This window comes from Amycolatopsis sp. lyj-90, from assembly GCF_046549035.1.
Classification (GTDB): domain Bacteria; phylum Actinomycetota; class Actinomycetes; order Mycobacteriales; family Pseudonocardiaceae; genus Amycolatopsis.
Map to the genome: position 1 here is coordinate 12,784 of NZ_JAJPWP010000006.1, position 22,478 is coordinate 35,261.

Annotated in this window: 25 protein-coding genes and 1 pseudogene; 3 read left to right on the forward strand and 23 right to left on the reverse strand. The window is 70.2% G+C overall.

Annotated features, from left to right (window positions below):
* Positions 1 to 77: 77 nt before the first annotated feature.
* From pyrF to pyrR, 7 genes are read right to left on the reverse strand one after another with little or no spacing between them, the layout of a single operon-like run.
* On the reverse strand, positions 78 to 917 hold the full coding sequence (gene pyrF, locus ACLJPX_RS23230; RefSeq protein WP_410601938.1) for an orotidine-5'-phosphate decarboxylase: 840 nt from the start codon (positions 915 to 917) through the stop codon (positions 78 to 80).
* The gene (carB, locus tag ACLJPX_RS23235; RefSeq protein WP_410601939.1) at positions 914 to 4,228 is read right to left on the reverse strand and encodes a carbamoyl-phosphate synthase large subunit; all 3,315 of its coding nucleotides are present in this window, start codon (positions 4,226 to 4,228) and stop codon (positions 914 to 916) included. Before carB ends, pyrF begins: the two co-directional genes overlap by 4 nt.
* Entirely contained in the window at positions 4,228 to 5,361 is a 1,134-nt protein-coding gene (gene carA / locus ACLJPX_RS23240) for a glutamine-hydrolyzing carbamoyl-phosphate synthase small subunit (protein WP_410601940.1), read from the reverse strand. The genes carB and carA overlap by 1 nt, the downstream gene beginning before the upstream one ends.
* A complete protein-coding gene (locus ACLJPX_RS23245; protein ID WP_410601941.1) occupies positions 5,361 to 5,870 on the reverse strand; it encodes a transporter in 510 nt (169 codons plus the stop codon). The genes carA and ACLJPX_RS23245 overlap by 1 nt, the downstream gene beginning before the upstream one ends.
* Positions 5,867 to 7,159 (reverse strand): dihydroorotase, encoded by a 1,293-nt coding sequence (locus ACLJPX_RS23250; RefSeq protein WP_410601942.1) that lies wholly within the window; start codon positions 7,157 to 7,159, stop codon positions 5,867 to 5,869. Before ACLJPX_RS23250 ends, ACLJPX_RS23245 begins: the two co-directional genes overlap by 4 nt.
* On the reverse strand, positions 7,156 to 8,088 hold the full coding sequence (locus tag ACLJPX_RS23255) for an aspartate carbamoyltransferase catalytic subunit (RefSeq protein ID WP_410601943.1): 933 nt from the start codon (positions 8,086 to 8,088) through the stop codon (positions 7,156 to 7,158). The genes ACLJPX_RS23250 and ACLJPX_RS23255 overlap by 4 nt, the downstream gene beginning before the upstream one ends.
* Positions 8,085 to 8,681, reverse strand: a complete 597-nt coding sequence (gene pyrR / locus ACLJPX_RS23260; protein ID WP_410601944.1) for a bifunctional pyr operon transcriptional regulator/uracil phosphoribosyltransferase PyrR — start codon at positions 8,679 to 8,681, stop codon at positions 8,085 to 8,087. Before pyrR ends, ACLJPX_RS23255 begins: the two co-directional genes overlap by 4 nt.
* Positions 8,682 to 8,940: 259 nt before the next feature.
* Between pyrR and ACLJPX_RS23265 the strand changes: the two genes are divergently transcribed.
* Entirely contained in the window at positions 8,941 to 9,429 is a 489-nt protein-coding gene (locus ACLJPX_RS23265) for a transcriptional regulator (protein ID WP_003096372.1), read from the forward strand.
* A 109-nt stretch (positions 9,430 to 9,538) separates the two neighbouring features.
* On the opposite strand, the gene nusB is transcribed toward ACLJPX_RS23265, so the two are convergent.
* The 3 genes from nusB to ACLJPX_RS23280 are packed head-to-tail and all read right to left on the reverse strand — an operon-like array spanning position 9,539 to position 11,699.
* Positions 9,539 to 10,006 (reverse strand): transcription antitermination factor NusB, encoded by a 468-nt coding sequence (nusB, locus tag ACLJPX_RS23270; protein WP_410601945.1) that lies wholly within the window; start codon positions 10,004 to 10,006, stop codon positions 9,539 to 9,541.
* A complete protein-coding gene (gene efp, locus ACLJPX_RS23275; protein WP_101606733.1) occupies positions 10,006 to 10,569 on the reverse strand; it encodes an elongation factor P in 564 nt (187 codons plus the stop codon). Before efp ends, nusB begins: the two co-directional genes overlap by 1 nt.
* Before the next feature lie 38 nt (positions 10,570 to 10,607).
* On the reverse strand, positions 10,608 to 11,699 hold the full coding sequence (locus ACLJPX_RS23280; protein WP_101606732.1) for a M24 family metallopeptidase: 1,092 nt from the start codon (positions 11,697 to 11,699) through the stop codon (positions 10,608 to 10,610).
* Between the two features lie 400 nt (positions 11,700 to 12,099).
* Here ACLJPX_RS23280 and ACLJPX_RS23285 point away from each other — a divergent pair, with 400 nt between their 5' ends.
* Positions 12,100 to 12,528 (forward strand): B-4DMT family transporter, encoded by a 429-nt coding sequence (locus ACLJPX_RS23285; RefSeq protein WP_410602548.1) that lies wholly within the window; start codon positions 12,100 to 12,102, stop codon positions 12,526 to 12,528.
* On the opposite strand, the gene ACLJPX_RS23290 is transcribed toward ACLJPX_RS23285, so the two are convergent.
* From ACLJPX_RS23290 to ACLJPX_RS23340, 11 genes are all read right to left on the reverse strand, one after another.
* The gene (locus ACLJPX_RS23290; RefSeq protein WP_410602550.1) at positions 12,483 to 13,970 is read right to left on the reverse strand and encodes a beta-xylosidase; all 1,488 of its coding nucleotides are present in this window, start codon (positions 13,968 to 13,970) and stop codon (positions 12,483 to 12,485) included. The two genes, ACLJPX_RS23285 and ACLJPX_RS23290, sit on opposite strands and share 46 nt — an antisense overlap.
* A 60-nt stretch (positions 13,971 to 14,030) precedes the next feature.
* The gene (locus ACLJPX_RS23295) at positions 14,031 to 14,957 is read right to left on the reverse strand and encodes a GNAT family N-acetyltransferase (RefSeq protein WP_410601946.1); all 927 of its coding nucleotides are present in this window, start codon (positions 14,955 to 14,957) and stop codon (positions 14,031 to 14,033) included.
* Positions 14,954 to 15,385 carry a type II 3-dehydroquinate dehydratase gene (aroQ, locus tag ACLJPX_RS23300; RefSeq protein ID WP_410601947.1) on the reverse strand — a complete coding sequence of 144 codons (432 nt, stop codon included), beginning with the start codon at positions 15,383 to 15,385 and terminating at the stop codon, positions 14,954 to 14,956. The genes ACLJPX_RS23295 and aroQ overlap by 4 nt, the downstream gene beginning before the upstream one ends.
* Positions 15,382 to 16,491: a 3-dehydroquinate synthase gene (aroB, locus tag ACLJPX_RS23305; RefSeq protein ID WP_410601948.1), complete on the reverse strand. Its 1,110-nt coding sequence runs from the start codon at positions 16,489 to 16,491 to the stop codon at positions 15,382 to 15,384. Before aroB ends, aroQ begins: the two co-directional genes overlap by 4 nt.
* Positions 16,492 to 16,499: 8 nt before the next feature.
* Positions 16,500 to 16,925 carry a hypothetical protein gene (locus ACLJPX_RS23310; RefSeq protein WP_410601949.1) on the reverse strand — a complete coding sequence of 142 codons (426 nt, stop codon included), beginning with the start codon at positions 16,923 to 16,925 and terminating at the stop codon, positions 16,500 to 16,502.
* Positions 16,922 to 17,446 carry a shikimate kinase gene (locus ACLJPX_RS23315; protein WP_410601950.1) on the reverse strand — a complete coding sequence of 175 codons (525 nt, stop codon included), beginning with the start codon at positions 17,444 to 17,446 and terminating at the stop codon, positions 16,922 to 16,924. The genes ACLJPX_RS23310 and ACLJPX_RS23315 overlap by 4 nt, the downstream gene beginning before the upstream one ends.
* Positions 17,443 to 18,630, reverse strand: a complete 1,188-nt coding sequence (gene aroC, locus ACLJPX_RS23320; protein WP_101606724.1) for a chorismate synthase — start codon at positions 18,628 to 18,630, stop codon at positions 17,443 to 17,445. Before aroC ends, ACLJPX_RS23315 begins: the two co-directional genes overlap by 4 nt.
* 47 nt (positions 18,631 to 18,677) lie before the next feature.
* Positions 18,678 to 19,289 (reverse strand): prepilin peptidase, encoded by a 612-nt coding sequence (locus ACLJPX_RS23325; RefSeq protein ID WP_410601951.1) that lies wholly within the window; start codon positions 19,287 to 19,289, stop codon positions 18,678 to 18,680.
* Positions 19,290 to 19,538: 249 nt separating this feature from the next.
* On the reverse strand, positions 19,539 to 20,168 hold the full coding sequence (locus ACLJPX_RS23330) for an anti-sigma factor family protein (RefSeq protein ID WP_410601952.1): 630 nt from the start codon (positions 20,166 to 20,168) through the stop codon (positions 19,539 to 19,541).
* On the reverse strand, positions 20,165 to 20,677 hold the full coding sequence (locus ACLJPX_RS23335; protein WP_410601954.1) for a sigma-70 family RNA polymerase sigma factor: 513 nt from the start codon (positions 20,675 to 20,677) through the stop codon (positions 20,165 to 20,167). Before ACLJPX_RS23335 ends, ACLJPX_RS23330 begins: the two co-directional genes overlap by 4 nt.
* Complete coding sequence (locus tag ACLJPX_RS23340; RefSeq protein ID WP_101606720.1) at positions 20,674 to 21,042, reverse strand: hypothetical protein; 369 nt, start codon at positions 21,040 to 21,042, stop codon at positions 20,674 to 20,676. The genes ACLJPX_RS23335 and ACLJPX_RS23340 overlap by 4 nt, the downstream gene beginning before the upstream one ends.
* A gap of 131 nt (positions 21,043 to 21,173) precedes the next feature.
* Here ACLJPX_RS23340 and ACLJPX_RS23345 point away from each other — a divergent pair, with 131 nt between their 5' ends.
* Positions 21,174 to 21,614 (forward strand): ubiquinol-cytochrome c reductase iron-sulfur subunit, encoded by a 441-nt coding sequence (locus ACLJPX_RS23345; protein ID WP_410601955.1) that lies wholly within the window; start codon positions 21,174 to 21,176, stop codon positions 21,612 to 21,614.
* Between the two features lie 65 nt (positions 21,615 to 21,679).
* Here ACLJPX_RS23345 and ACLJPX_RS23350 read toward each other — a convergent pair whose 3' ends face one another.
* Together ACLJPX_RS23350 and ACLJPX_RS23355 are read right to left on the reverse strand one after the other, a co-directional pair.
* Positions 21,680 to 22,135: a PTS glucose transporter subunit IIA gene (locus ACLJPX_RS23350; RefSeq protein WP_410601956.1), complete on the reverse strand. Its 456-nt coding sequence runs from the start codon at positions 22,133 to 22,135 to the stop codon at positions 21,680 to 21,682.
* Positions 22,132 to 22,377 (reverse strand): annotated as a pseudogene (locus tag ACLJPX_RS23355) (glucose PTS transporter subunit EIIB); the annotation flags it as partial. The gene ACLJPX_RS23350 and the pseudogene ACLJPX_RS23355, both read right to left, overlap by 4 nt.
* Positions 22,378 to 22,478 lie beyond the last annotated feature (101 nt).

Consider the following 22,478-nt stretch of genomic DNA (forward strand, 5'->3'; position numbering starts at 1 on the left):
GGGTGTGGCGACGGTACCCACCCGTTACCTCGGCCCACAATGCGGGGGTGGCTGGTCATGACGGATTCCCGGGCCTGCTATTGGCCGTTTTCCAGGGAACCGAGGGAATCCCGTGTCCTCCGAACGGCCGCACGCAACGCTTCGGGATCCGGCCCGTGCTTGAGCACGTCGCGGGAAGACGCCGGGAGCACACCGGGCAGCGCCGGCCCGAAAAGTGCCCGCAAATCGGCCGGAGTGGCCCCCTGAGCCCCGAAACCGGGTGCCAACACGGGACCGTTCAGCTTGCTCAGATCGAGCTCTCCCGGCGCGATGGTGGCACCGACGACGACACCGATGTCACCCAGCGGCCCGACACCGGCGTTGTACCCGGCCGCCGTGTCGACGATGTCCTGCGCGACGGTCTTTCCGTTGGGCAGCAAGGCGTTCTGCAGTCCCTGCGCCTCCGGGTTGGAGGTCCGCGCGAGGACGAACAGCCCCTTGCCTTGCGCCTGCGCAACGTCGAGCGCGGGGGCCAGCGAGCCGAAGCCGAGGTATGGGGACACCGTTATGGCGTCGGCCTCGAGTTCCGCCCCCGACGGCAGGAAGGCCGCCGTGTACGCCGCCATCGTGGAGCCGATGTCGCCGCGCTTGACGTCCAGCAGGACGAGCGCGCCCGCTTCCCGGCACACCTTCATCGTCTTGGCCAGAACAGCGACCCCAGGAGGCCCGTAGGCCTCGAAAAAGGCCGACTGGGGCTTGATCACCGCGACCTCGGGCGCGATCGTCTCAGCGGCCGTGAGGGCGAACTTCTCCAAACCGCCCGCGTCCGCGGGAAGACCCCACGCCTGGAGCAACCCGGGATGGGGGTCGATCCCGGCGCAGAGCGGCCCCTTCTCCGCGACCGCCCGCGCCAGCCTCGCCCCGAACCGCTCGCTCATGCCTTGGCCTTCAGCGCCGCCTGAAGGCTCTGCAGCGAGCGGACGCCGATGTCGCCCTTGATGACGGCCTCTATCCCGTGCACGGCCGCCGCGGCGCCCTGCACCGTGGTGATGCAGGGGATGTCGCGCGACACCGCGGCGGTACGGATTTCGTAGCCGTCGATGCGCGGACCGCTGTTCCCGTAAGGAGTGTTGATCACCATCTGCACTTCGCCGCTGAGGATGACATCCACGACGTTCTGCTCGCCTTCGGCGGAACCTTCGTAGTGCTTGCGCACGACGGTGCAGGCGATCCCGTTGCGCCGCAGCACTTCCGCCGTACCCGAGGTGGCGAGGATCTCGAACCCGAGATCCGCCAGCCGCTTCACCGGGAACACCAGCGAGCGCTTGTCGCGGTTGGCGACGGAGACGAACACCTTGCCCGACGTCGGCAGCGAACCGTAGGCCCCGGCCTGGGACTTGGCGAACGCCTTCCCGAAGGAGACGTCGACGCCCATGACCTCGCCGGTCGACTTCATCTCCGGGCCGAGCAGCGAGTCGACACCGTGGCCCTCGGGGGTACGGAAGCGGTGGAACGGCAGGACCGCCTCCTTGACCGCGACCGGCGAATCGGCGGGCATGTGGCCCCCGTCACCCTCGGCCGGGAGGACACCGGACTCGCGCAGGTCCTTGATCGACGAGCCGGTCATGATCAGCGCCGCGGCCTTGGCCAGCGGCACCGCGGTCGCCTTCGACACGAACGGCACCGTCCGCGAGGCGCGCGGGTTGGCCTCCAGGACGTACAGGACGTCGTCCTTGAGCGCGTACTGGACGTTCAGGAGCCCGCGGACGCCGACACCGCGCGCGATGGCCTCGGTCGAGCGGCGCACCGTCTCGATGTCGGTCCGGCCCAGCGTGATCGGCGGCAGCGCGCACGAGGAGTCGCCGGAGTGGATCCCGGCCTCCTCGATGTGCTCCATGACGCCGCCGAGGAAGAGCTCGTCGCCGTCGAACAGCGCGTCGACGTCGATCTCGATGGCGTCGTCGAGGAAGCGGTCCACCAGCACCGGGTGCTCGGGGGTGACCTCGGTGGCGCGGTGGATGTAGCCGGCGAGCGACTCCTCGTCGTAGACGATCTCCATGCCGCGCCCGCCCAGTACGTAGGACGGCCGCACCAGGACCGGGTAGCCGATCTTGTCGGCGATCCGCTTGGCGCCCTCGAACGAGGTCGCCGTGCCGTACTTCGGCGCGGGCAGCCCGGCGTCGGTGAGGACCTCGCCGAACGCGCCGCGGTCCTCGGCGAGGTGGATCGCGTCCGGGGAGGTGCCGATCACGGGCACGCCGGCGTCGGCGAGGCGCTTCGCGAGCGAAAGCGGCGTCTGGCCGCCCAGCTGCACGATGACCCCGGCGACGGTGCCCGACTCCTGCTCGGCGTTGACCACTTCCAGGACGTCCTCGAACGACAGCGGCTCGAAGTAGAGCCTGTCCGAGGTGTCGTAGTCGGTGGAGACGGTCTCGGGGTTGCAGTTGACCATGACGGCTTCGAAACCGGCCTCGCGCAGGGCGATCGCGGCGTGCACGCACGAGTAGTCGAACTCGATGCCCTGCCCGATGCGGTTCGGCCCGGAACCGAGGATCAGGACCTTCGGCTTCTCGGTCTGCGCGGTGATCTCCGACTGCGCCGCGGGGTCGGTCTCGTAGGCCGAGTAGTGGTACGGCGTCTTGGCCGCGAACTCGGCCGCGCAGGTGTCGACGGTCTTGTACACCGGCCGCACGCCGAGACGGCGGCGCAGCGCGCGGACGCCGTCCTCGCCCGCCAGTTCCGGCCGCAGCGCGGCGATCTGGCGGTCGGAGAGACCGGTGCGCTTGGCGCGCCGCAGCAGCGGCTCGTCGAGCACCTGGGCGTCGCGGACCTCGGAACCGACCTCGCCGATGAGGGCGATCTGGTCGATGAACCACGGGTCGATGCCCGAAGCCTCGTGGATCTGCTCGACGGTGCCGCCGAACCGCAGCGCCCGCTCGACCTCGTAGATCCGGCCGTCGTGCGGCGTGCGCAGGGCGTCCAAAATAGACTCCAGCGTCGCGCCTTCGGGATCGGGGCGGGTCCAGAAACCGGTGGCCTTGGTGTCGATGGACCGCAGGGCCTTGCCGAGCGCCTCGGGGAAGCTGCGGCCGAACGACATCGCCTCGCCGACGCTCTTCATCGTCGTGGTCAGCGTGGGGTCCGCGCCGGGGAACTTCTCGAAGGCGAACCGCGGCACCTTCACCACGACGTAGTCCAGCGTCGGCTCGAAGGCCGCCGGGGTCTCGCCGGTGATGTCGTTGCGGATCTCGTCGAGCGTGTAGCCGATGGCGAGCTTCGCGGCGATCTTGGCGATCGGGAAGCCGGTCGCCTTCGACGCCAGCGCGCTCGACCGGGAGACGCGCGGGTTCATCTCGATGACGACCATGCGGCCGTCGGCCGGGTTGATCGCGAACTGGATGTTGCAGCCGCCGGTGTCGACGCCGACCGCGCGCAGCACGTCGATGCCGACGTCGCGCATGTGCTGGTACTCGCGGTCGGTCAGGGTCATCGCGGGCGCGACGGTGACCGAGTCGCCGGTGTGCACGCCCATCGCGTCGATGTTCTCGATCGAGCAGACGACCACCACGTTGTCGTGCCGGTCGCGCATGAGCTCGAGTTCGAACTCCTTCCAGCCGAGGACGCTCTCCTCGATGAGCACCTCGGTGACCGGCGACTCGTCGAGACCGGTGGAGGCGAGCCGCTCCAGCTCCTCGTCGGTGTGCGCCATGCCCGAACCGAGCCCGCCCATGGTGAACGACGGCCGGATGACGACCGGGAGGCCGACGTCGGCGACGGTCGCGCGGACCTCGTCCATCGTGTGGCAGACGCGGCTGCGCGGGGTCTCGGCGCCGATTTCGGCGACGATGTTCTTGAACTTCTGCCGGTCCTCACCGCGCTGGATGGCGTCGACGTCGGCGCCGATCAGCTCGACGCCGTACTTCTCCAGGACACCGCGCTCGTGCAGGGCGACGGCGCAGTTCAGGGCCGTCTGCCCGCCGAGTGTCGCGAGGATCGCGTCGGGGCGCTCCTCGGCGATGACCTTCTCGACGAATTCCGGGGTGACCGGCTCGATGTAGGTCGCGTCGGCGAACTCGGGGTCGGTCATGATGGTCGCCGGGTTCGAGTTCACCAGCGAGACGCGCAGTCCCTCTTCGCGGAGTACGCGGCAGGCCTGGGTGCCGGAGTAGTCGAACTCCGCCGCCTGGCCGATCACGATCGGCCCGGAGCCGATCACCAGCACGTGCTGGATGTCTGTCCTCTTCGGCATTACTTGGCCTTCTCCATCAAAGCGACGAACTCATCGAACAGGGGGGCCGCGTCGTGCGGGCCGGCGGCGGCCTCGGGGTGGTACTGCACCGAGAACGCGGGGACGTCGAACGCGCGGACACCTTCGACGGTGTCGTCGTTCGGGCAGTAGTGCGAGATCTGGGCGGCGCCGAACGGCGTCTCGAACCGCTGGCCCGGCTCGCCTTCGAGGGCGAATCCGTGGTTCTGCGCGGTGATCGCGACCCGTTTCGTCGCCACGTCGATCACCGGGATGTTGATCCCGCGGTGGCCGTAACGCATCTTGTAGGTGCCCAGCCCCAGCGCGCGGCCGAGGATCTGGTTGCCGAAGCAGATGCCGAACAACGGGATTTCCCGCTGCAGCACCGCTTTCGTCAGCTCGGTCGCGTGCGCGGTGGTCGCCGGGTCGCCCGGGCCGTTGGACAGGAACACGCCGTCCGCCTCGACCGCGAGCAGTTCGTCCACAGTGGATGAAGAGGGCAGCACGTGCACCTCGATGCCGCGCGCGGCCATCATGCGCGGGGTGTTGGACTTGATGCCCAGGTCCAGCGCGGCCACGCGGAACTTCCGCTCGCCCTGCGCCTCGACCACGTACGTCTGCTTGGTGCTCACCTCGCCGGCGAGGTCGGCGCCCTTCATCTGCGGGCTGGCCTGCACCTCGGCGAGCATCTGCTCGTCGCTGCCCAGCGCGTCACCCGAGAAGACGCCGGACCGCATGGCGCCCTGCTCGCGCAGGTGCCGGGTCAGCGTGCGGGTGTCCACTTCGGAGATCCCGACGACGCCCTGGCGCTCCAGTTCCTCGTCCAGCGTGCGCTTCGAGCGCCAGTTGGACGGGGTGCGCGCGGGGTCGCGGACGACGTAGCCGGAAACCCAGATGCGCGAGGACTCGTCGTCCTCGTCGTTCCAGCCGGTGTTGCCGATCTGCGGCGCGGTCTGGACCACGATCTGCCGGTGGTAGGAGGGGTCGGTCAGCGTCTCCTGGTAGCCGGTCATGCCGGTGCAGAACACCGCCTCGCCCAGGCTGCGGCCACGGGCGCCGTACGCGGAGCCGCGGAACACGCGGCCGTCCTCCAGGACCAGCGCGGCGGGGGTCCTGGAACCGTTCGTGGTGCTCATCAGGCACCTCCCTTGATGTCGTTGTGAACGTCTTGCAAAGCTTCGATCCACTGTGGATAGTCGTCGACGTCGTCGCCGCGGAATCCGGTGTCCAGTGCGACGTCACCGGCGAGCCAGGTGATGACGAGCAGCGCGTCGATGCCCATCACCTTCCCGGCCATGCCCTTGTCCTTGCGGACGCCGGTGACGGAGGCACGCGGGATCCAGAAGTCCGGGGCGCCGCCGCGTTCGATGGCGATGCCGTCGGCGTGCAGGCGCCAGACCGCGCCGGTGCGCAAGCCCGCGCCGCGGGTGACGACCCGCTCTTGCCAGTGCCCCGCCGTCGTCGTGCTGATGTAGACGCCGGTCGACTCGATCAGCGCGTCGCCGGGCTCCGCCGGGATCTCGGCGAACGGCGGCACCTGGACGCTCTGCGCGCGGGACTTCCGCCGCCAGCCGCGCCACATCAGGAGGACGCAGACGAGGAAGAAGGCGAAGACCGCCAGGGTCAGCAGGATCCGGTCGCTCATGGGGTGATCTTCCCTTCCCGCGCGGTGATCCGCCCGCGCAGCAACGTCGCCGTCACCACGCCGGGGAGCCGCATTCCTTCGTACGGGGTGTTCGCCGCGATACTCGCGAACTCGGCGCCCCGCACGGTCCATTCGGTGTCCGGGTCCACCAGTGTCAGGTTGGCCGGTTCGCCGACCTCGATCGGACGGCCGTGGTCGGACAGGTTCCCGATCTCGGCGGGCCGCTCGCTCATCACGCGCGCGACGCCCCGCCAGTCCAGCAGGCCGGTGCGGACCATGGTCTCGACCACGATCGACAGCGCGGTCTGCAGACCGAGCATGCCGGGGCGCGCGGAGTTCCACTCGCAGTCCTTGTCCTGGACCGCGTGCGGCGCGTGGTCGGTGGCGACGCAGTCGATGACGCCCTCGGCCAGCGCGGCGCGCAGCTTCTCGGCGTCGGACCCGGTGCGCAGCGGCGGGTTGACCTTGTTGACCGGGTCGTAGGTGGCGAGCCGCTCGTCGGTCAGCAGCAGGTGGTGCGGGGTGACCTCGGCCGAGACCTTGGTGCCGCGCTCCTTGGCCCACTTCAGGATGTCGGCCGTGCCCGAGGTCGAGACGTGGCAGACGTGCAGCCGCGCGTTCGCGTGCCGGGCGAGCAGGCAGTCACGGGCGACGATCGACTCCTCCGCCGAGGCGGGCCAGCCGGTGTAGCCCAGGCGCGCGGAGTGCTCGCCTTCGTGCGCCTGCGCGCCGACGGTCAGCCGGGGCTCCTCGGCGTGCTGGGCGATGACCACACCGAGCGCCGTCGAGTACTCCAGCGCGCGGCGCATCAGCAGCGGGTCCGCGACACACAGGCCGTCGTCGGAGAAGACCTTCACCTGGGCCTCGGACTTCGCCATGGTGCCCAGTTCGGCGAGCTTCTCGCCCTTGAGGCCCACGGTGACCGCGCCGACCGGGTGCACGTCGACCAGCCCGGCCTCCTGGCCGCGCCGCCACACGTGGTCGACGATCACCGCGTTGTCGGCCACCGGGTCGGTGTTGGCCATGGCGAACACCGCGGTGTAGCCGCCGAGCGCGGCCGCGGCCGAACCGGTGGCGATGGTCTCGGTGTCCTCGCGGCCGGGTTCCCGCAGGTGGGTGTGCAGGTCGACGAAACCGGGGAGCAGCACCTGGCCGCCCGCGTCGATCACCTCGGCGTCTTCGGGGGTGTCCAGGGCACCGATGTCGGTGATGACCCCGTCCTCGACGAGTACGTCGACCGGGTCGCCCTCGCCGTAGGGTCGGGCGCCCTTGATCAGGACGGTGGTCACGCGGTGGCTCCTTCGCTCGCGAGCAGGTGGTAAAGGACCGCCATGCGCACGTGGACGCCGTTGCGGACCTGTTCGGTGATGGCCGAGGCCGGGGAGTCGGCGACCGCCGAGGCGATCTCCATCCCGCGCAGCATCGGGCCGGGGTGCAGGACGACGGCGTGCTCGGGCAGCAGCTTCATCCGCCGCTCGTTGAGGCCGTACGCGATCGAGTACTCACGCGCCGAGGGGAAGAAGCCCCCGTGCATACGTTCCGCCTGCACCCGCAACATCATGACCGCGTCGACCGCGGGCAGTTCGGCGTCGAGTTCGTGCGACACCGTGACCGGGAGGCTTTCCACCCCGGCGGGCAGCAGGGTCGGCGGCGCGACGAGCACCACTTCGGCGCCCAGCGAGGACAGCAGGTGGATGTTCGACCGCGCGACCCGGCTGTGCAGGACGTCGCCGACGATGGCGATCCGGCGGCCCTCCAGCGAGCCGAGCCGCTCCCGCAGGGTCGCCGCGTCGAGCAGCGCCTGCGTCGGATGCTCGTGGGTACCGTCACCCGCGTTGACGACCGCCGTTCCCGCTTCGGCGAGCCAGCCCGAAAGCCGCTGTGCCGCACCGGATGCGGGGTGCCGGATGATCACGCAGTCGGCGCCCGCCGCGGCCAGCGTCAGCGCGGTGTCCCGCAGTGATTCGCCCTTGTTGACCGAGGAACTGGACGCGGAGACGTTGATCACGTCGGCGCTCATCCACTTCCCCGCGATCTCGAACGAGACGCGGGTGCGGGTCGAGTTCTCGTAGAACAACGTGATGACGGTGCGGCCGCGCAACGTCGGCAGTTTCCGGACCTCGCGGCCCAGCAGGGTGTGCTTGAGCTCTTCGGCGGTGTCCAGCACGGCTGTCGCGAGCGCCGGGTCGAGCCCGTCGGTGGCGAGCAGGTGCTTCACGATCGGTCTCCTTCTGCTTGCGCCCGCAGCAGAACCGAGTCCCGTCCGTCCACTTCGGACAGCAGGACCTCGATCCCCTCGGCACGCGAGGTGGGCACGTTCTTGCCCACGTAGTCGGCGCGGATCGGCAGTTCGCGATGGCCGCGGTCGACCAGCACGGCCAGCTGGACCGCGCGCGGGCGGCCGTGGTCGCGCAGGGCGTCGAGGGCGGCGCGGATGGTGCGGCCGGAGAACAGCACGTCGTCGACCAGGATCACCACCGCGTCGTCGATACCGGTCGGCGGCAGCTGCGAATGTTCGAGCGCGCGGGGCGGGCGGCGGCGGAGATCATCACGGTAGAGCGTGATGTCCAGCGCGCCGGTCGGCGGACGGATGCCGGAGAACTCGGCGATCTTGTCCGCGAGCCGCAGGGCGAGCGGGGTACCCCGGGTGGGGATGCCCAGCAACACGGGCGGAGTCGAGCCACCGGCACCGAGAGCGGTCTTCTCGATGACCTGGTGGGCCATTCGGGCGATCGTGCGCGCGACATCCCCGGACGAGAGCAGCTCGCGCTCTCCCGCCGGTTCCGCCGCGCCACGGGGACGTGACGACAAGGCGGACCTCCTTCCCCGCCTCTCTGGACGGGTCCTTAAAGGACGTCGACTTCCTGCGTGGCGAGGAAATCGAATCGACACTAGCAGGAGCGGGACCTCAGTCTTATGGGTGGCGCGCCCCAGGTGACGAACGCCTCTCGAAAGCACCCGCTTGACCTGGTGACAACTATGCGTAACCATTACTCTGAGTATTCGACTCTAGAGTCCCCTGGACCGGTCACTTCGACCGGTTGGGGGTGAGGAAACGGAGAACCACCAGATGGGCGATTACGCCAAGGCGCTCGGGGCCAAGCTCCGGGGGATCCGCCAGCAGCAGGGCCTGTCCCTGCACGGGGTCGAGCAGAAGTCCGGAGGCCGCTGGAAGGCCGTCGTCGTCGGCTCGTACGAGCGCGGCGACCGCGCCGTCACCGTGCAGAAGCTCGCCGAGCTGGCCGACTTCTACGGCGTGCCGGTGGTGGAACTGCTGCCGGAGGGCCGGGTGCCGTCGGGTGCCGAGCCCGCCACGAAGATCGTCATAAACCTGGAGCGCCTACAGCAGCTCCCGGCGGAGAAGGTCGGACCGCTCGCCCGCTACGCGGCCACCATCCAGAGCCAGCGCGGCGACTACAACGGCAAGGTGCTCTCCATCCGCACCGAGGACCTGCGTTCACTGGCGATCATCTACGACATGACCCCCGGTGAACTCACCGAGCAGCTGATCGACTGGGGTGTGCTGCCGCCCGAGGCTCGACCGTCCAAAGAGGACTAGAGATGGCGACGTTTTCGGTCCGGGGGGACCGGAAACGCCAACCCGCACCATCGAGCATGAAAACGGGCCGTGCCCTCGGCAGAGGACACGGCCCGTTGTGGTACGTCTTCTAGAGAACCGCTCGGAGACGGTCGGCGATCGTGCCAATGCGGCCGAGCACACCGTTCACGAACCGCGGCGAGTCGTCGGTCGACAGCTCCTTCGCCAGCCCGACGGCCTCGTCGATGGCGACCGGGTCCGGCACGTCCGTGGCCCACAGCAGTTCGTAGACACCGACCCGCAGCACCGCCAGGTCCACCGGCGGCATCCGGTCCAGTGTCCAGCCCTGAGCGTGCTCCGAGAGCAGCTCGTCGATCTGGGTCTTCCGCCCGGTGACGCCCTCGACCAGCGAGATCGTGTAGTCCGCGATCGGGTCGACCTCGACCGAACCGACCCTGTCCGCCAGCAGCGTCACGGCGTCGGCACCGCGCTGGGCGGCCTCGTACATCATCTCGACGGCACGCTTGCGCGCCTGCCGCCGGCTGATCGGCCCACCGCGGTTCGGCGACTTGCTGCCGGATTTGCCTGAGTCAGCCATCAGTTGGAGACGCGGCCCAGGTAGCGGCCGTCACGGGTGTCGACCTTGATCTTCTCGCCGGTGGTGAGGAACAGCGGCACCTGGATCTCGGCGCCGGTCTCCAGGGTGGCCGGCTTGGTGCCACCGGTGGAACGGTCGCCCTGCAGGCCGGGGTCGGTGTGCTGGACGATCAGCTCGACCGAGGTCGGCAGCTCGATGTACAGCGGCGTGCCCTCGTGCACCGCGACCTGGACCTCGAAGTTCTCGAGGAGGTAGTTCGCGTTGTCGGCGACGGTCTCGGCCAGCACGGTGATCTGGTCGTAGGTCTCCGAGTCCATGAACACGAAGTCCGCGCCGTCCTTGTACAGGTACGTCATGTTGCGGCGGTCGACGGTGGCCGTCTCGACCTTCGTTCCCGCGTTGAAGGTCTTGTCGACGACCTTGCCGGTCAGCACGTGCTTGAGCGTGGTGCGGACGAACGCGCCGCCCTTGCCCGGCTTGACGTGCTGGAACGCGGTGACGGTCCAGAGCTGGCCGTCGAGGTTGAGGACGAGCCCGTTCTTCAGGTCGTTGGTGGTGGCCACGAGTGTGCAGTCTCCTGTGTCGATCTTCCGGGCCGCCGTCAGACGACCACGAGTTCCTTGGTGCTCAGCGTGAGGAGTTCGGGCGTACCTTCCCGCACGACCAGCGTGTCCTCGATGCGCACGCCTCCGCGTCCGGGCAGATACACACCAGGTTCGACGGTGACGGCCATACCGGCGGACAGTGTACCGACGCCGGTGGTGGCGAGGCTGGGCGCCTCGTGCACCTGCAGTCCGACCCCGTGGCCGAGACCGTGGCCGAACTCCTCGCCGCGCCCCGCGCCGACGATCACGCCACGGGCCGCCTTGTCCACTTCGGACACTTCGGCGCCGGGAAGAACGGCGTCACAGCCCGCCGCCTGCGCGCGCTGGACCAGCTCGTAGATCTCTTCCTGCCACGCCGCGGGCTTGCCGAGCACGAACGTGCGGGTCATGTCGGAGTGGTAGCCGTCGACCGTGGCGCCGAAGTCGATCTTGACGAAGTCGCCGGTCGCGAGCACGGCCGGGGTCGGCCGGTGGTGCGGGATCGCGGAGTTGACGCCCGCCGCGACGATCGTGTCGAACGACGGCCCTGTCGACCCGTGGCCGAGCATGCGATTCTCCAGGTCACGGGCGACGTCGAGCTCGGTGCGGCCCGGCCGGAGCCCACCGGCGGACACCAGGTCCTCCAGTGCCCTGTCGGCCGCGGCGCACGCCTGGCGCAGCGCCTCGATCTCCTGCTCGTCCTTGACCAGCCGCAACTGCTCGACGAGACCCGGCGTCCGGACCAGCTGGACGCGGTCGAAGCGCACCTTGAGGTCCTCGTGCTGCTCGACGCTGACGTGCTGGCTCTCGAACCCGGTCTTGCCGAAGTCTTTCTCGGCCGCCAGGTCGGCGAGCTTGGCCGCGCTCGCGCGGTCCAGCACCCGCTCGAGGTCGGGCACCTCGGTCGCCGACTGGACCGTGTAGCGGCCGTCGGTACAGAAGATCGTCTTGTCGTCACCGCCCTCGTGGACCAGGAGAGCGGCGTTGGACCCGGTGAAGCCGGTCAGGTACCTGATGTTGAGCAGGTCCGTGACCAGCAGCGCGTCCACGCCGGAGTCGGCCAGCAGGGAACGCAGCGCCGCGCGGCGGCGAGAGAAGTATTCACGCACGGGATGGAGTTTAGGGGGTGGGCGCTCTCCCGGCGGGCCGCTGCCGGACGCTCACCGCGCGTCTCGTGGTCGTGAGCGGTAAGTGTCGTTCTAACGCTTCTTATCACTCACGACCCGCTGGAACCCTCGAAACCTGACACGTGCGGATAGCCGACTTTGCCGAGACCCTGACCTTGAAAGTAGGGAAGGAGACCTTCACGGACCTCTGCCTCGCCACCCGGTGGCGGTACGTGGCCAGGTTCTCGTGACCGTTCGCGAGGCCGGAGCCTCCAGGTCGTACGGGCGGGCCCGCCAAGATCGCAACCAGAGGACTAAACGCGACCCGCGCGGGTGGGGGTGACTGTCGCTACTCGCGAGTTAAACTCGCCCCATGGCACCGTGGCTGACTCGTGGACTCGTGATGGCGCTGCTGCACGGCGTGGCCGTCACCGTGCTGGCCAAGTACGAGGTCTTCAACCCCACCGACAAGACCCTCGTCACCTCCCTCGCCCTCGCGATCCTGGTCGGCGCGGCGGCGGGCTGGAGCGCCGTGGACGCCTGGCGGGGCAAACCCGACAGCGGCCGGAACTGGTTCATCGCGGCGCTGATCGCGGGCCCGGTCTCGGGCGTGCTGTACGTGATCGGGCGCGCGGTGTTCGTCGACCAGACCGGCGCCTCGGAACTCGCCGGCGCGCTCACCGGTGGCGCCGCCTTCTCGGCCCTGCTGGTGCTCCTCCCGGCCGGGCTCGGCCTGTTCGTCGGCGGCCGCATCACCAAGGCCGCCCCGGAGGACGACGACGAGGATCAGCCCGCGAGCGGGAAACCGGCCGGGAAGCCGTCCCAGGCCTGATCGCTGATCTCTTCGACGGTCGAGTCGTTCAGCGCGGCGGCCCCTGCGTCCGGCACGGCGAACAACTTGCCATCGAGCACCACACCGATCCCGCGGCCGGGAGCGCGCACCATCTTCGCCCCGGCGCTCAGGCGCGCGGCCTGCGGGAACTTCTCGACGACCTTGAGCCGCTGGTCCAGCACCTCGCCCGCGAGCGCCGCCGCCACCGAGCGCCGGTCGACCCGCACCAGTTTGCCGTCGGCGACCAGGTCGATGGTCCGCTGCGGTGAAGGCATCGCGACGCCTTCGAACGCGGTCCGGGTCCGGGCGTCGCCGTCGCAGGCCCGCGAGCCGCGGACGTCCAGGCCGAAATGCTTGAGGTCGGTCGGCGCCCCCGCGCCGCCGACGATCGTGGCCCGGACGACGTCGAACGGGACCCTGTCGCAGACGTCGCCCGAGGAGAGCGGCGCGTGCCCGTCGGGCCGCCGGACCAGGCCGGGACCCTCCTTCCACGCGCCGGGGATGACCACCGGCCGGTACGGCTGCGCGCTGAAATCCCTGGTCCAGAAGGTGAGCGTGGTGCCGGTGTCGGTCTCGTGCGCGATCACGAAGGCGTCGAGCGAGCCGACCCACATCAGATCGGTGCTGAACCCGTCGACCAGCGAGCGGGTGCGCGGCGAGATCGTGCTGGGCTTGGGCACGAAGCCCTGCTCCCCCAGCGTCTCCACGCCCTGGCTGAAGGCCGCGTCCTTGGCGCGCAGCAGGAACTGACCGGCGCCGTTCCACCCGGCGGCCTTGGCCGTGGTGTCGGTGAAGAGCACGTAGAACCAGCCGTCGAGGTACACCGCCGAGGGCTGGCCGGCGCCGTAGACGTTGTTGGCGCGGTGCACGTCGTGCGAGGGGCCGATGATCGGCTGCCCGCCTGCCGCCCGGGTCCACTTGAGGCCGTCCGGGCTGGTGGCGAGCCCGATCGAGTTGCCGAGCGCGTGGTCGCCCGCCGCGCCGGTGTAGTACATGTAGTAGGTCGAGCCGACCTTGATCACCGAGGGATCGCAGGTGTGCATCCCGTCGAAACCGCCGGGCGCGCCGGAGAACACCGCCGCGGGGCCGCCACCGGACGGGCCGGTGAAGGGACCGTCGAGCGAGGGCGACTGCGCGTAGAGGACGTCGTCACCGGGAGGCTGGGCGCTGCCGTACTGGCTGCACCACCACATCCGGAGCTTGCCGCCGTCCCGCATCACGGTCGGGCCGTAGTTGTAGACCGCGTCCTGATCGCCGGCCGCGACCACGCCGCCACTGGCGCGAGGGTCGCCCGTGGCGAGTTCGACGTCCATCGGCCGGGGCTTCTCACCGGGCGTCAGCTGGACTCCGCCGATCCCGCCACCCTTGCCGTCGGCCTGGGACTGCGTGTGGCCGTCGCTGCACGCCACGAGGACCGCGCCGACCGCGAGGAGGGCCACCACGACACGGGCGGGTCGCCGACCCCCACGAAAAAGGCGCATGATGGCCGAGTGTAGCGAGACTTAACCCAGCTGGGTGACGTCACTCCCCGGTAGGGCGACCAATTCCACTTCGAAGCCATCGGCGTTTTCGAGGTAGGCGGCGTAGTGGTGATCACCCCCCGCATACGGAAACTTGTCCGCGAACATCGGCGACCAGCCATGTTCGACGGCCTTCGAAGCCAGTTCGTTCACCCGATCGCCTGAGGCGACGTGCAGCGCGAGGTGGTTCAGGCCCGGCGCGGTGCGCTCGTGCTTTTCGCCGCTGAGCGCGGGAGAACGCTCGACGACGAGGTACGTCGAGCCGAGTTTCCAGCTCACGCCGGCGGGCCAGCGCTGGAACTCCCGCCAGCCGAGTTCGCCGAGCAGCCAGCCCCAGCTCTCCTCGGCGCGGGCGAGATCCGGCACCCACAGTTCGATGTGGTGGGCCCGCCCGTGCTCCGACGGCAACGCGACGAGCACGCGATGCGGACCGCTGCCGTAGTGGTCACCGCTGCCGACGTCCAGGAAACCCAAGCGCCGCACCAGGTTCAGACTGGCCACATTGGACTCACCGACCAGCGCCCACACCGACGACAGGCCGAGCCCGGCGAGCCCGTGCTCCAGCAGGGCTCGCGCGGCCTCGGTCGCCAAACCCTGCCCGCCGTGCGCACGCGCCAGGTAGTAGCCGATCTCCGGAACCCCGCCGGGCAGCTCTTCCGACGGCCGCAGATGCGCGAGGCCGATCACCTCGCCGTCGCGTTCGATCGTCCAGTGCCCCATCCCGGCCGGGCCGCGGTACGCCAGCCGCCGTCCGACCATCTCGCGGACGAGGTCCGGGTCGGTGAGCGGAACCGCGAAATGCGCGCTCAACGCCGGATCGGCGAAGAGCTTGACGATCTCCTCGGTGTCGGACTCGGTCAGCGCGCGCAGCCGCAGCCGCGATGTCGTGATTTCGGGCGGGTTGTTCATGCCGCGTTCGCGGCCATCCAGCGCAGGGCGAGCGGATAGCCGTCGACCCCGAGCCCGGCGATGACGGCGGTGGCGATATCCGAAAGCACGCTGTGGTGCCGGAACTGCTCGCGCTTGTGCACGTTGGAGATGTGCAGTTCGATCAGCGGCGCCTCGAGCTGGGCGGCGGCGTCGCGGACCGCGATCGAGTAGTGCGTCCACGCGGCGGCGTTGAGCACCACCGGCCAGCCCGCGTCGGCGGCTTCGTGCAGCCAGCCGACCATCTCGCCCTCGTGGTCGGTCTGGCGGACCTCGACGTCGATCCCGAGTTCCTTGCCGGTCCCGACACAGGTCTCGGCCAGATCGGCGTGCGTCGCGGAACCGTAGATGCCGGGTTCGCGCAGGCCGAGCCTGCCGAGGTTGGGACCGTTGAGGACGAGCACCTTCACAGCAGCACGCTCCCGCCGGCCTTGGGAGCCTCGCCCGCCACCACCGAGTACGCCGCCGCGAGCAGCGCCGGGTCGGGGCCTTCCAGCCTGCCCGGCTTGGCGAGCCCGTCCAGGACGACGAAGCGCAGCACGCCCGACCGGGTCTTCTTGTCGCCCTTCATCGTCTCCAGCAGGTGCGGGAGCGCGTCCGGGTCGTAGGTGGTCGGCAGGCCCAGCAGCTTGAGCACGGCCGTGTGCCGCTCCGCGGTGGCGTCGTCGAGACGGCCGGCCAGGCGCGCGAGCTCGGCGGCGAACACCAGGCCGACGCTGACGGCGGCACCGTGGCGCCACCGGTACTTCTCGCGGCGTTCGATGGCGTGGGCGAGGGTGTGGCCGTAGTTGAGGATCTCGCGCAGGTCCGACTCGCGCAGGTCCGCGGCGACGACGTCGGCCTTGACCTGGATCGAGCGGCGGACCAGCTCGCCGATGACCTCGCCGGTGGTGTCCAGTGCCGCGGCCGGGTCCTGCTCGACGAGTTCGAGGATGCGCGGGTCCGCGATGAACCCGGCCTTGACGACCTCGGCCATCCCGGCGACGAGTTCGTTGGGCGGCAACGTTTCCAGCGTCGCGAGGTCGACCAGGACCGCGCTCGGCTCGTGGAAGACGCCGACGAGGTTCTTGCCCGCCTCGGTGTTGATGCCGGTCTTCCCGCCGAGCGAGGCGTCGACCATGCCCAGCAGGGTGGTGGGGACGTTGACCAGCCGGACGCCGCGCATCCAGGTCGCGGCGACGAAGCCCGCCAGGTCGGTCACGGCGCCGCCGCCGAGCCCGACGACCACTCCCTGGCGGTCCAGGCCCATGCGGCCGAGGACCTCCCAGCAGAAGCTGGCGACGGTGAGCGCCTTGCCGTCCTCGGCGTCGGGGATCTCGACCCGGTGCGCGTCGATCCCGGCCTCGGCCAGTTCGTCGCGGATGGCCTCGGCGGTGGTCGTCAGCGTCGGCGGGTGGATCAGCGCGACCTTGGAGGCGTCGGCGAGCTGCTCGGTGAGCTCGCCCAGCAGGCCGCGCCCGATGACGACGTCGTACGGCTTGGCGGTGTTGACGGTGATGCGAACCGGCTCGGTCATCGTTTCCCTCACTTCGGCGGAAGCCGCTTGGCCCTGGCGACCTCGCAGGAGATCTTGCCCTTGACCGGGGTGTCCCCCGGGATCTCTTCGGTCACCTTCTGGCCCGGCGTCATCCGGTTCTTGGCGAACAGCGCCTCACCGGAGGCCTTGCCCTCGGCGTCCTTGATCGCGATGGTGACGGCGTAGCGCGCGTCCTCACCGGTGCTGTTCGTGACCTCGATGGTGACCTTCGGGGTGTAGCTGGTGCTCTCGCACTTCAGGACCTGGACGTCGGCGGCGACATCGGCTTCGGGCGCGGCCGAAGCGGTGGCCGCGCCGGTCTCCGCGGCACTGGTCTGGATCACGTCCGAGCCCGGGGGCTGCTTTTCCTCGCTGCAGGCGGTCAGGCTCAAGGCCAAGACGGCGAGGAGGACACCGGCGGTGGTGCGCTTCATGCTTGCTCCTTGCTGATCTCGGCCAGTCCGATGACGGCGGCCTTGACGACCTCGTCGGGCGTCAGCTGGTCGGTTTCGATCTCGAACGTGGCCACCTCGCGGTACACCGGCAGCCGAGCGTCGAGCAGCGCCTTGTAGGTGGCGCGGGGGTTGACCCCGGCCAGCAGCGGGCGGGCGGTGGACAGCCCGGCGCGCTGCACCCCGGCGGCCATCCCGACGTTGAGGAAGACCACCGTGTGCCCGGCCAGCCGCTCGCGGGTGCCCGGGGTGATCGGGGCTCCGCCGCCCAGGGAGAGGACACCGTCGTGTTCGGCCAGCGCCTTCGCGACCATCTCCTCCTCCAGCGCGCGGAAGGCGGGCTCGCCCTCCTCGGCGAAGATGTCGGTGATGGGCTTGCCCGCGCTCGCGACGATGTCGTCGTCGCTGTCGCGGAAGGCGAGACCCAAGGTGGCGGCGAGCGCCGGGCCGACCGTGCTCTTGCCCGAACCCGGCGGCCCGATGATCACCACGCGAGGGGTCACCAGCGCTCCTCGAGCGCCTTCAGGTAGCCCTCGACGTTGCGCTTGCCCTCGGCCAGCGAGTCCCCGCCGAACTTCTCCAGCGCGGCGTCCGCGAGGACCAGCGCGACCACCGACTCCAGCACGACACCGGCGCGGGGTACCGCGCAGACGTCGGAACGCTGGTGGATGGCGACCGCGGGCTCGCCGGTGGTGACATCCACAGTGGACAGTGCTTTGGGGACGGTCGAGATCGGCTTCATCGCGACGCGCACGCGCAGCGGCTCGCCGTTGGTGATACCGCCTTCGAGCCCGCCCGCGCGGTTGGACCGGCGGGTCACCCCGACCGGACCGGTGCCGCGGTCGATCTCGTCGTGGGCCTGGCTGCCCCAGCGCTTGGCCGTGGTGAAGCCGTCGCCGACCTCCACGCCCTTCATCGCCTGCACGCCCATGAGCGCGCCGGCGAGGCGGGCGTCGAGCCTGCGGTCCCAGTGCACGTGCGAGCCGAGGCCCGGCGGCAGGCCGTAGGCGATCACCTCGATCACGCCGCCGACGGTGTCACCCGCCTTCCGCACGGCGTCGACCTCGGCGACCATCGCGTCGGTCCCCTCCTGGCCGAAGGCGCGGACCGGGCTCTCGTCGATGGCGGGCAGGTCCGACGCCACGGGCAGCGGGCCCTCCGGCGCCGAGGCGCCGCCGATCGACACGACGTGGCTGAGGATCTCGACCCCGAGCAGCTGCTTGAGGTACGCGCGGGCCACCGTGCCGAGCGCCGTCCGCGAGGCTGTCTCGCGGGCGCTCGCGCGCTCCAGCACCGGACGGGCCTCGGGGAAGCCGTACTTCTGCATGCCGGGCAGATCCGCGTGGCCGGGACGGGGACGGGTCAGCGGCTCGTTGCGCGCCAGGCCGTCCAGTTCCTCGGCGGGCACGGGATCGGCCGACATGACCTTTTCCCACTTGGGCCACTCGGCGTTCTCGATCTGGACCGCGACGGGGCCACCCTGGGTCAGCCCGTGCCGGACGCCACCGGTGAACTCGATGTGGTCGGTCTCGAAGCCCATCCGGGGGCTGCGGCCGAAGCCGAGCCTCCGTCGCGCGAGCTGCTCGCCCACTTCGGCGGTGGTGACCTCGACCCCGGCTGGCATCCCTTCCAGGATGGCGGCGAGGGCGGGTCCGTGCGATTCCCCTGCGGTTATCCAGCGCAACACCTGATAGATCCTGTCACAACCTCCTCTCCGTCCCAGGACAGGCCGGGCTATCCCGGACCGGGTCCGGCGAAGACGGCCAGCGCCCACGCCGCGACCAGGAGACCGGGCCCGTGCGGCACGGTCGGATGCCGGGGCCCGCCCACCGCGAGTGCCACGCTCAACAGCGCCGCGGCGACGGCGCCGAGCACGACCGACGGCCAGCCCGCCGCGGCGAGGACCGCGCCCAGGCTGCCGGCGAGCTTCACGTCACCGGCGCCGAGCGAGCGCGGCGACAGCGCGTGGACGAGCGCGTGCGCCCCGCCGAAGACCAGCGCGCCGAGGACGGCCCGCCAGGCGATGCCCGCCCCTCCCCCGGCGGCGGCGACCGCGAGCGCGGCGGCGAGGGCCGGGTACGCGGGCAGGGTCAGGACGTCGGGCAGGCGGCGGTACTTGAGGTCGGCGAGCGCGAGCGGGACCGCGAAAACGGTCAGCACGGCCGGGACCGCGAGCCACCACGACGGCCACGCTCCCGCTTGGTGACGCAGGCTGACCGCGAGGAGCAGCGCGGCCGTGAGGCCCGCCGCCCACGCCGTCACCGGCGCTCCCGCCCGGCGCAGGCAGGAGCGCGTGGCGAGCGCCGATCCGGCGCCCGCCACCGTGAAGGCGATCGGCAGGAACACAAGATCAAGAGTGCGCCCGTCGCACTCGGTGAGGCAAGGATTTCTTTTCGTGACAGGGACTTTCACGCACTTTCGGCAGGACGGGCGGGGGCTGAAGGGGCCCTTCGCCGCATGCGATGCGACGATGGGAGCTTTCGCCGCATGTCATGCGGGGAAAGCGTCCTTCAGCTCCCACCCCGTCCGGAACTTTTCCGCTCCAGCCCCAATCCCTCCCGCTTCCGGCACCGAAGGCCTGTCATGACACCGGGATCAGGGGTTCATCCGCAGCAGCGGGAGACCCGAGGGCGTGCGGATCTCCAACGCCTTGATGTCGCCGGCGCGCATCGCGGTGCCGACCACGATGTGTGCGGTGTCCTTGGGCATCGCGCGCCAGGACGCCAGTTCGCTGGTGCCGCCGTCGGCGTCGACGGCGACCAGGATGTAGTCCCCGGTGCGGTTGCCGCCGTAACTGCAGGTCATGTCGACCTTCGTGCCGGTGTCCGTGGCGAACATGGCGACCTCGGCGGTCACCGGGTAGTCGCCGAGCAGGGTCATCGGGTTCCCGGCGGCCGCGATCGGCCCGGTCAGGACGACCGCGAGCGTGACGCTGGCCGCGACGGCCACCCCGGTGGCCGCGGTGGTGATCGCCCGTTGGATCCGCCTTCCCCGGCGGACCCGTTTGAGCACGGTCGGCAGCAGTTCCGGCGAGGGCGCCGGTTCCTCCTCCAGCAGCGCGGGGGCGCCGGCCTGCGCGAGGAGACCGGGGATCCCGGCCAGATCGCGGACCGAAGCGGCGCACCGGTCGCACACGCGAAGGTGTTTCTCGTACGCGAACCGGTCTTCCGGGGACAACGCCCCGAGCACGTAGGCCGCGTCGTAAGTGGCGAAGGGGTCGGTCATTGAGTCACCCCTCTTTCCTCCAATACCAGCCGCAACGCCCGCAAGGCGTAGTGCGTCCGCGACTTGATCGTCCCTTCGGCCACACCCAGCCGCTTCGCAGCGTCGGCGACGGAGTAACCCTGGAAATAGCACAGGACGAGCACGTCCCGATGTCTCGGCGAAAGCTCGCCGAGGGCTTCGGCGACCAGCCAGCCCTGGACCGCCCGCTCCGTGCCGTCCGTGACCGACGTTTCGGGTGGTTCGCCGGTCACCACCTCCGGATGCGCCTCGGCGGCGCGCCAGTCGTCGATGGCGATCCGTCTCGCGACGGTGAACAGCCAGCCCCGCGCCGACCCCTCGGACTGGTCGAGCACCTTGGCGTTGCGCCAGGCCCGCAGCAGCGTCTCCTGGACGACGTCCTCGGCGCGGACCCGGTCTCCGCTGGTCAGGTGCAGTGCGTAGGACCAGAGCGCCGCGGCGTGCTCCTCGTGCAAGGCCCGCATCAGCCGGTCCTCCGCGAATTCCTTCACCGATCCGTGCTTTCGCGGTTGAAGAGCAGCGGGAGGGCGAAGACCACGCAAGCCACCTCGGTGATCAGGCCCCAGAGCTCGGCCTGGGTGGTGAAGCGCTCGGAGACGCCGAAGAACCCTGTCGTCAGCGAAAGCACGTACGCACCCAGCGTCGCCAAGCCGAAGCCGACCGCCGCGAGCACGGGAAGCCAGTGGTGCCAGACCAGGACGGCGACCGCGATGACCACGCCGGCCACCACGTTCACCAGGAAGAGCGGACCGACCACCGCCGTTTCGGACGCCCAGTCCTGCCATACGACGTAATGCACCCACGCCGAGCCGAGCAGGCCCGCCGCCACCACCGCCCGCAACAACCACCGGATCATGTCCGTATCTCTTTCCGCGTGTTCGGTTCCCCTATGCCTTTGAACACGGAAAAGAGGGGCTTCCGGTTCAATCCGGCACCCGATGGTCGGCGAAATTGAACCGGTCGGCCGCTCCGGACGTGTGTATGGGCATGACTGCCGAACTCCACTCCCGCCGCACCGTCCTGTCCACCGGGGCCGCCGTCGCCGGCGCGGCCGTCGGTGCCGTGGCCCTCACGGCCTGCGGAAGCGACAAACCGTCGGCCGGCCCGGCCGCGGCACCACCCGCCGCGGCGCCGGGCGAGACCCTGACCGCGCTCTCCGACATCGAGGTCGGCCAGGCGAAGGCCGCCAAGACCGCCGACGGCAAGGACGTCATCGTCACCAGGACCGCCGAAGGCACCGCGGCCGCGTTCAGCGCGATCTGCACGCACCAGGGCTGCGCGGTCGTCCCGGAGGGCGCGGAACTCAAGTGTCCTTGCCACAACTCGATCTTCGACGCGAAGACCGGCGCGGTCAAAAAGGGGCCCGCGGACCAGCCGCTGCCTTCGATCGCGGTCAAGGTCACCAACGGCCAGGTCGTCACGGCCTGACGAACGCGAGAAGGGTCCCTTCAGGACGAGGTTCGTCCTAAAGGGACCCTTTCGGGTAGAACTTTTCAGCTGTCCCAGGTGAAGATCGGGTCGCCCGACTCGACATCGCCGCCGGTGAGCAGTCCTGAAAGGACCTCGGCCTTCGCGTCCAGCGCCACCACGGGCACGATCGGCGAGTAGCCCGCGGCCACGACGGCCTCGGGATCCCATTCGACGACCGGCTGCCCGGCGCGGACGGTCTCACCCTTGACGACGTGGAGGGTGAACCCCTCGCCCTTCTGCTTGACCGTGTCGATCCCGAGGTGGACCAGCACGCCGCGGCCGTCTTCGGTGGCCACCACGAAAGCGTGCGGGTGCAGGGTCACGACCGTCCCGTCGACCGGCGAGACCGCGTCCTGGCGCCCGCCCGAGGGCAGGACCGCGAGGCCGGGGCCGACCATCGCCTGCGCGAAGACCGGATCGGGCACTTCGGTCATAGCGGTCGTCTTACCGCTGACCGGGCTCAGAATTTCGAGACTCACATCAAGTCCTCGATGTCGCTGGCGATCGTGTCGGCCTCCGGCCCCACGATCACCTGGACACCGGCACCCATGCGCACGACGCCCATCGCGCCGGCGGCCTTCAGCGCCGCCTCGTCGAGCAGGCTCATGTCTTCGAGCTCACAGCGCAGCCGGGTGATGCACCCTTCCACCTCGATGACATTCTCGGCGCCGCCGAGCGCCGCGAGGATCTTTTCCGGCCTGTCATCCGCCATCGCGGTCTCCCTGTTCCCTGTCGGTTTCCCACATGCGAACCAGCTGTACTACGCCGTTCGCCGACTCGCACGCCATCCCTGGCCACGAACGCGTAACGGTGGTTGACACC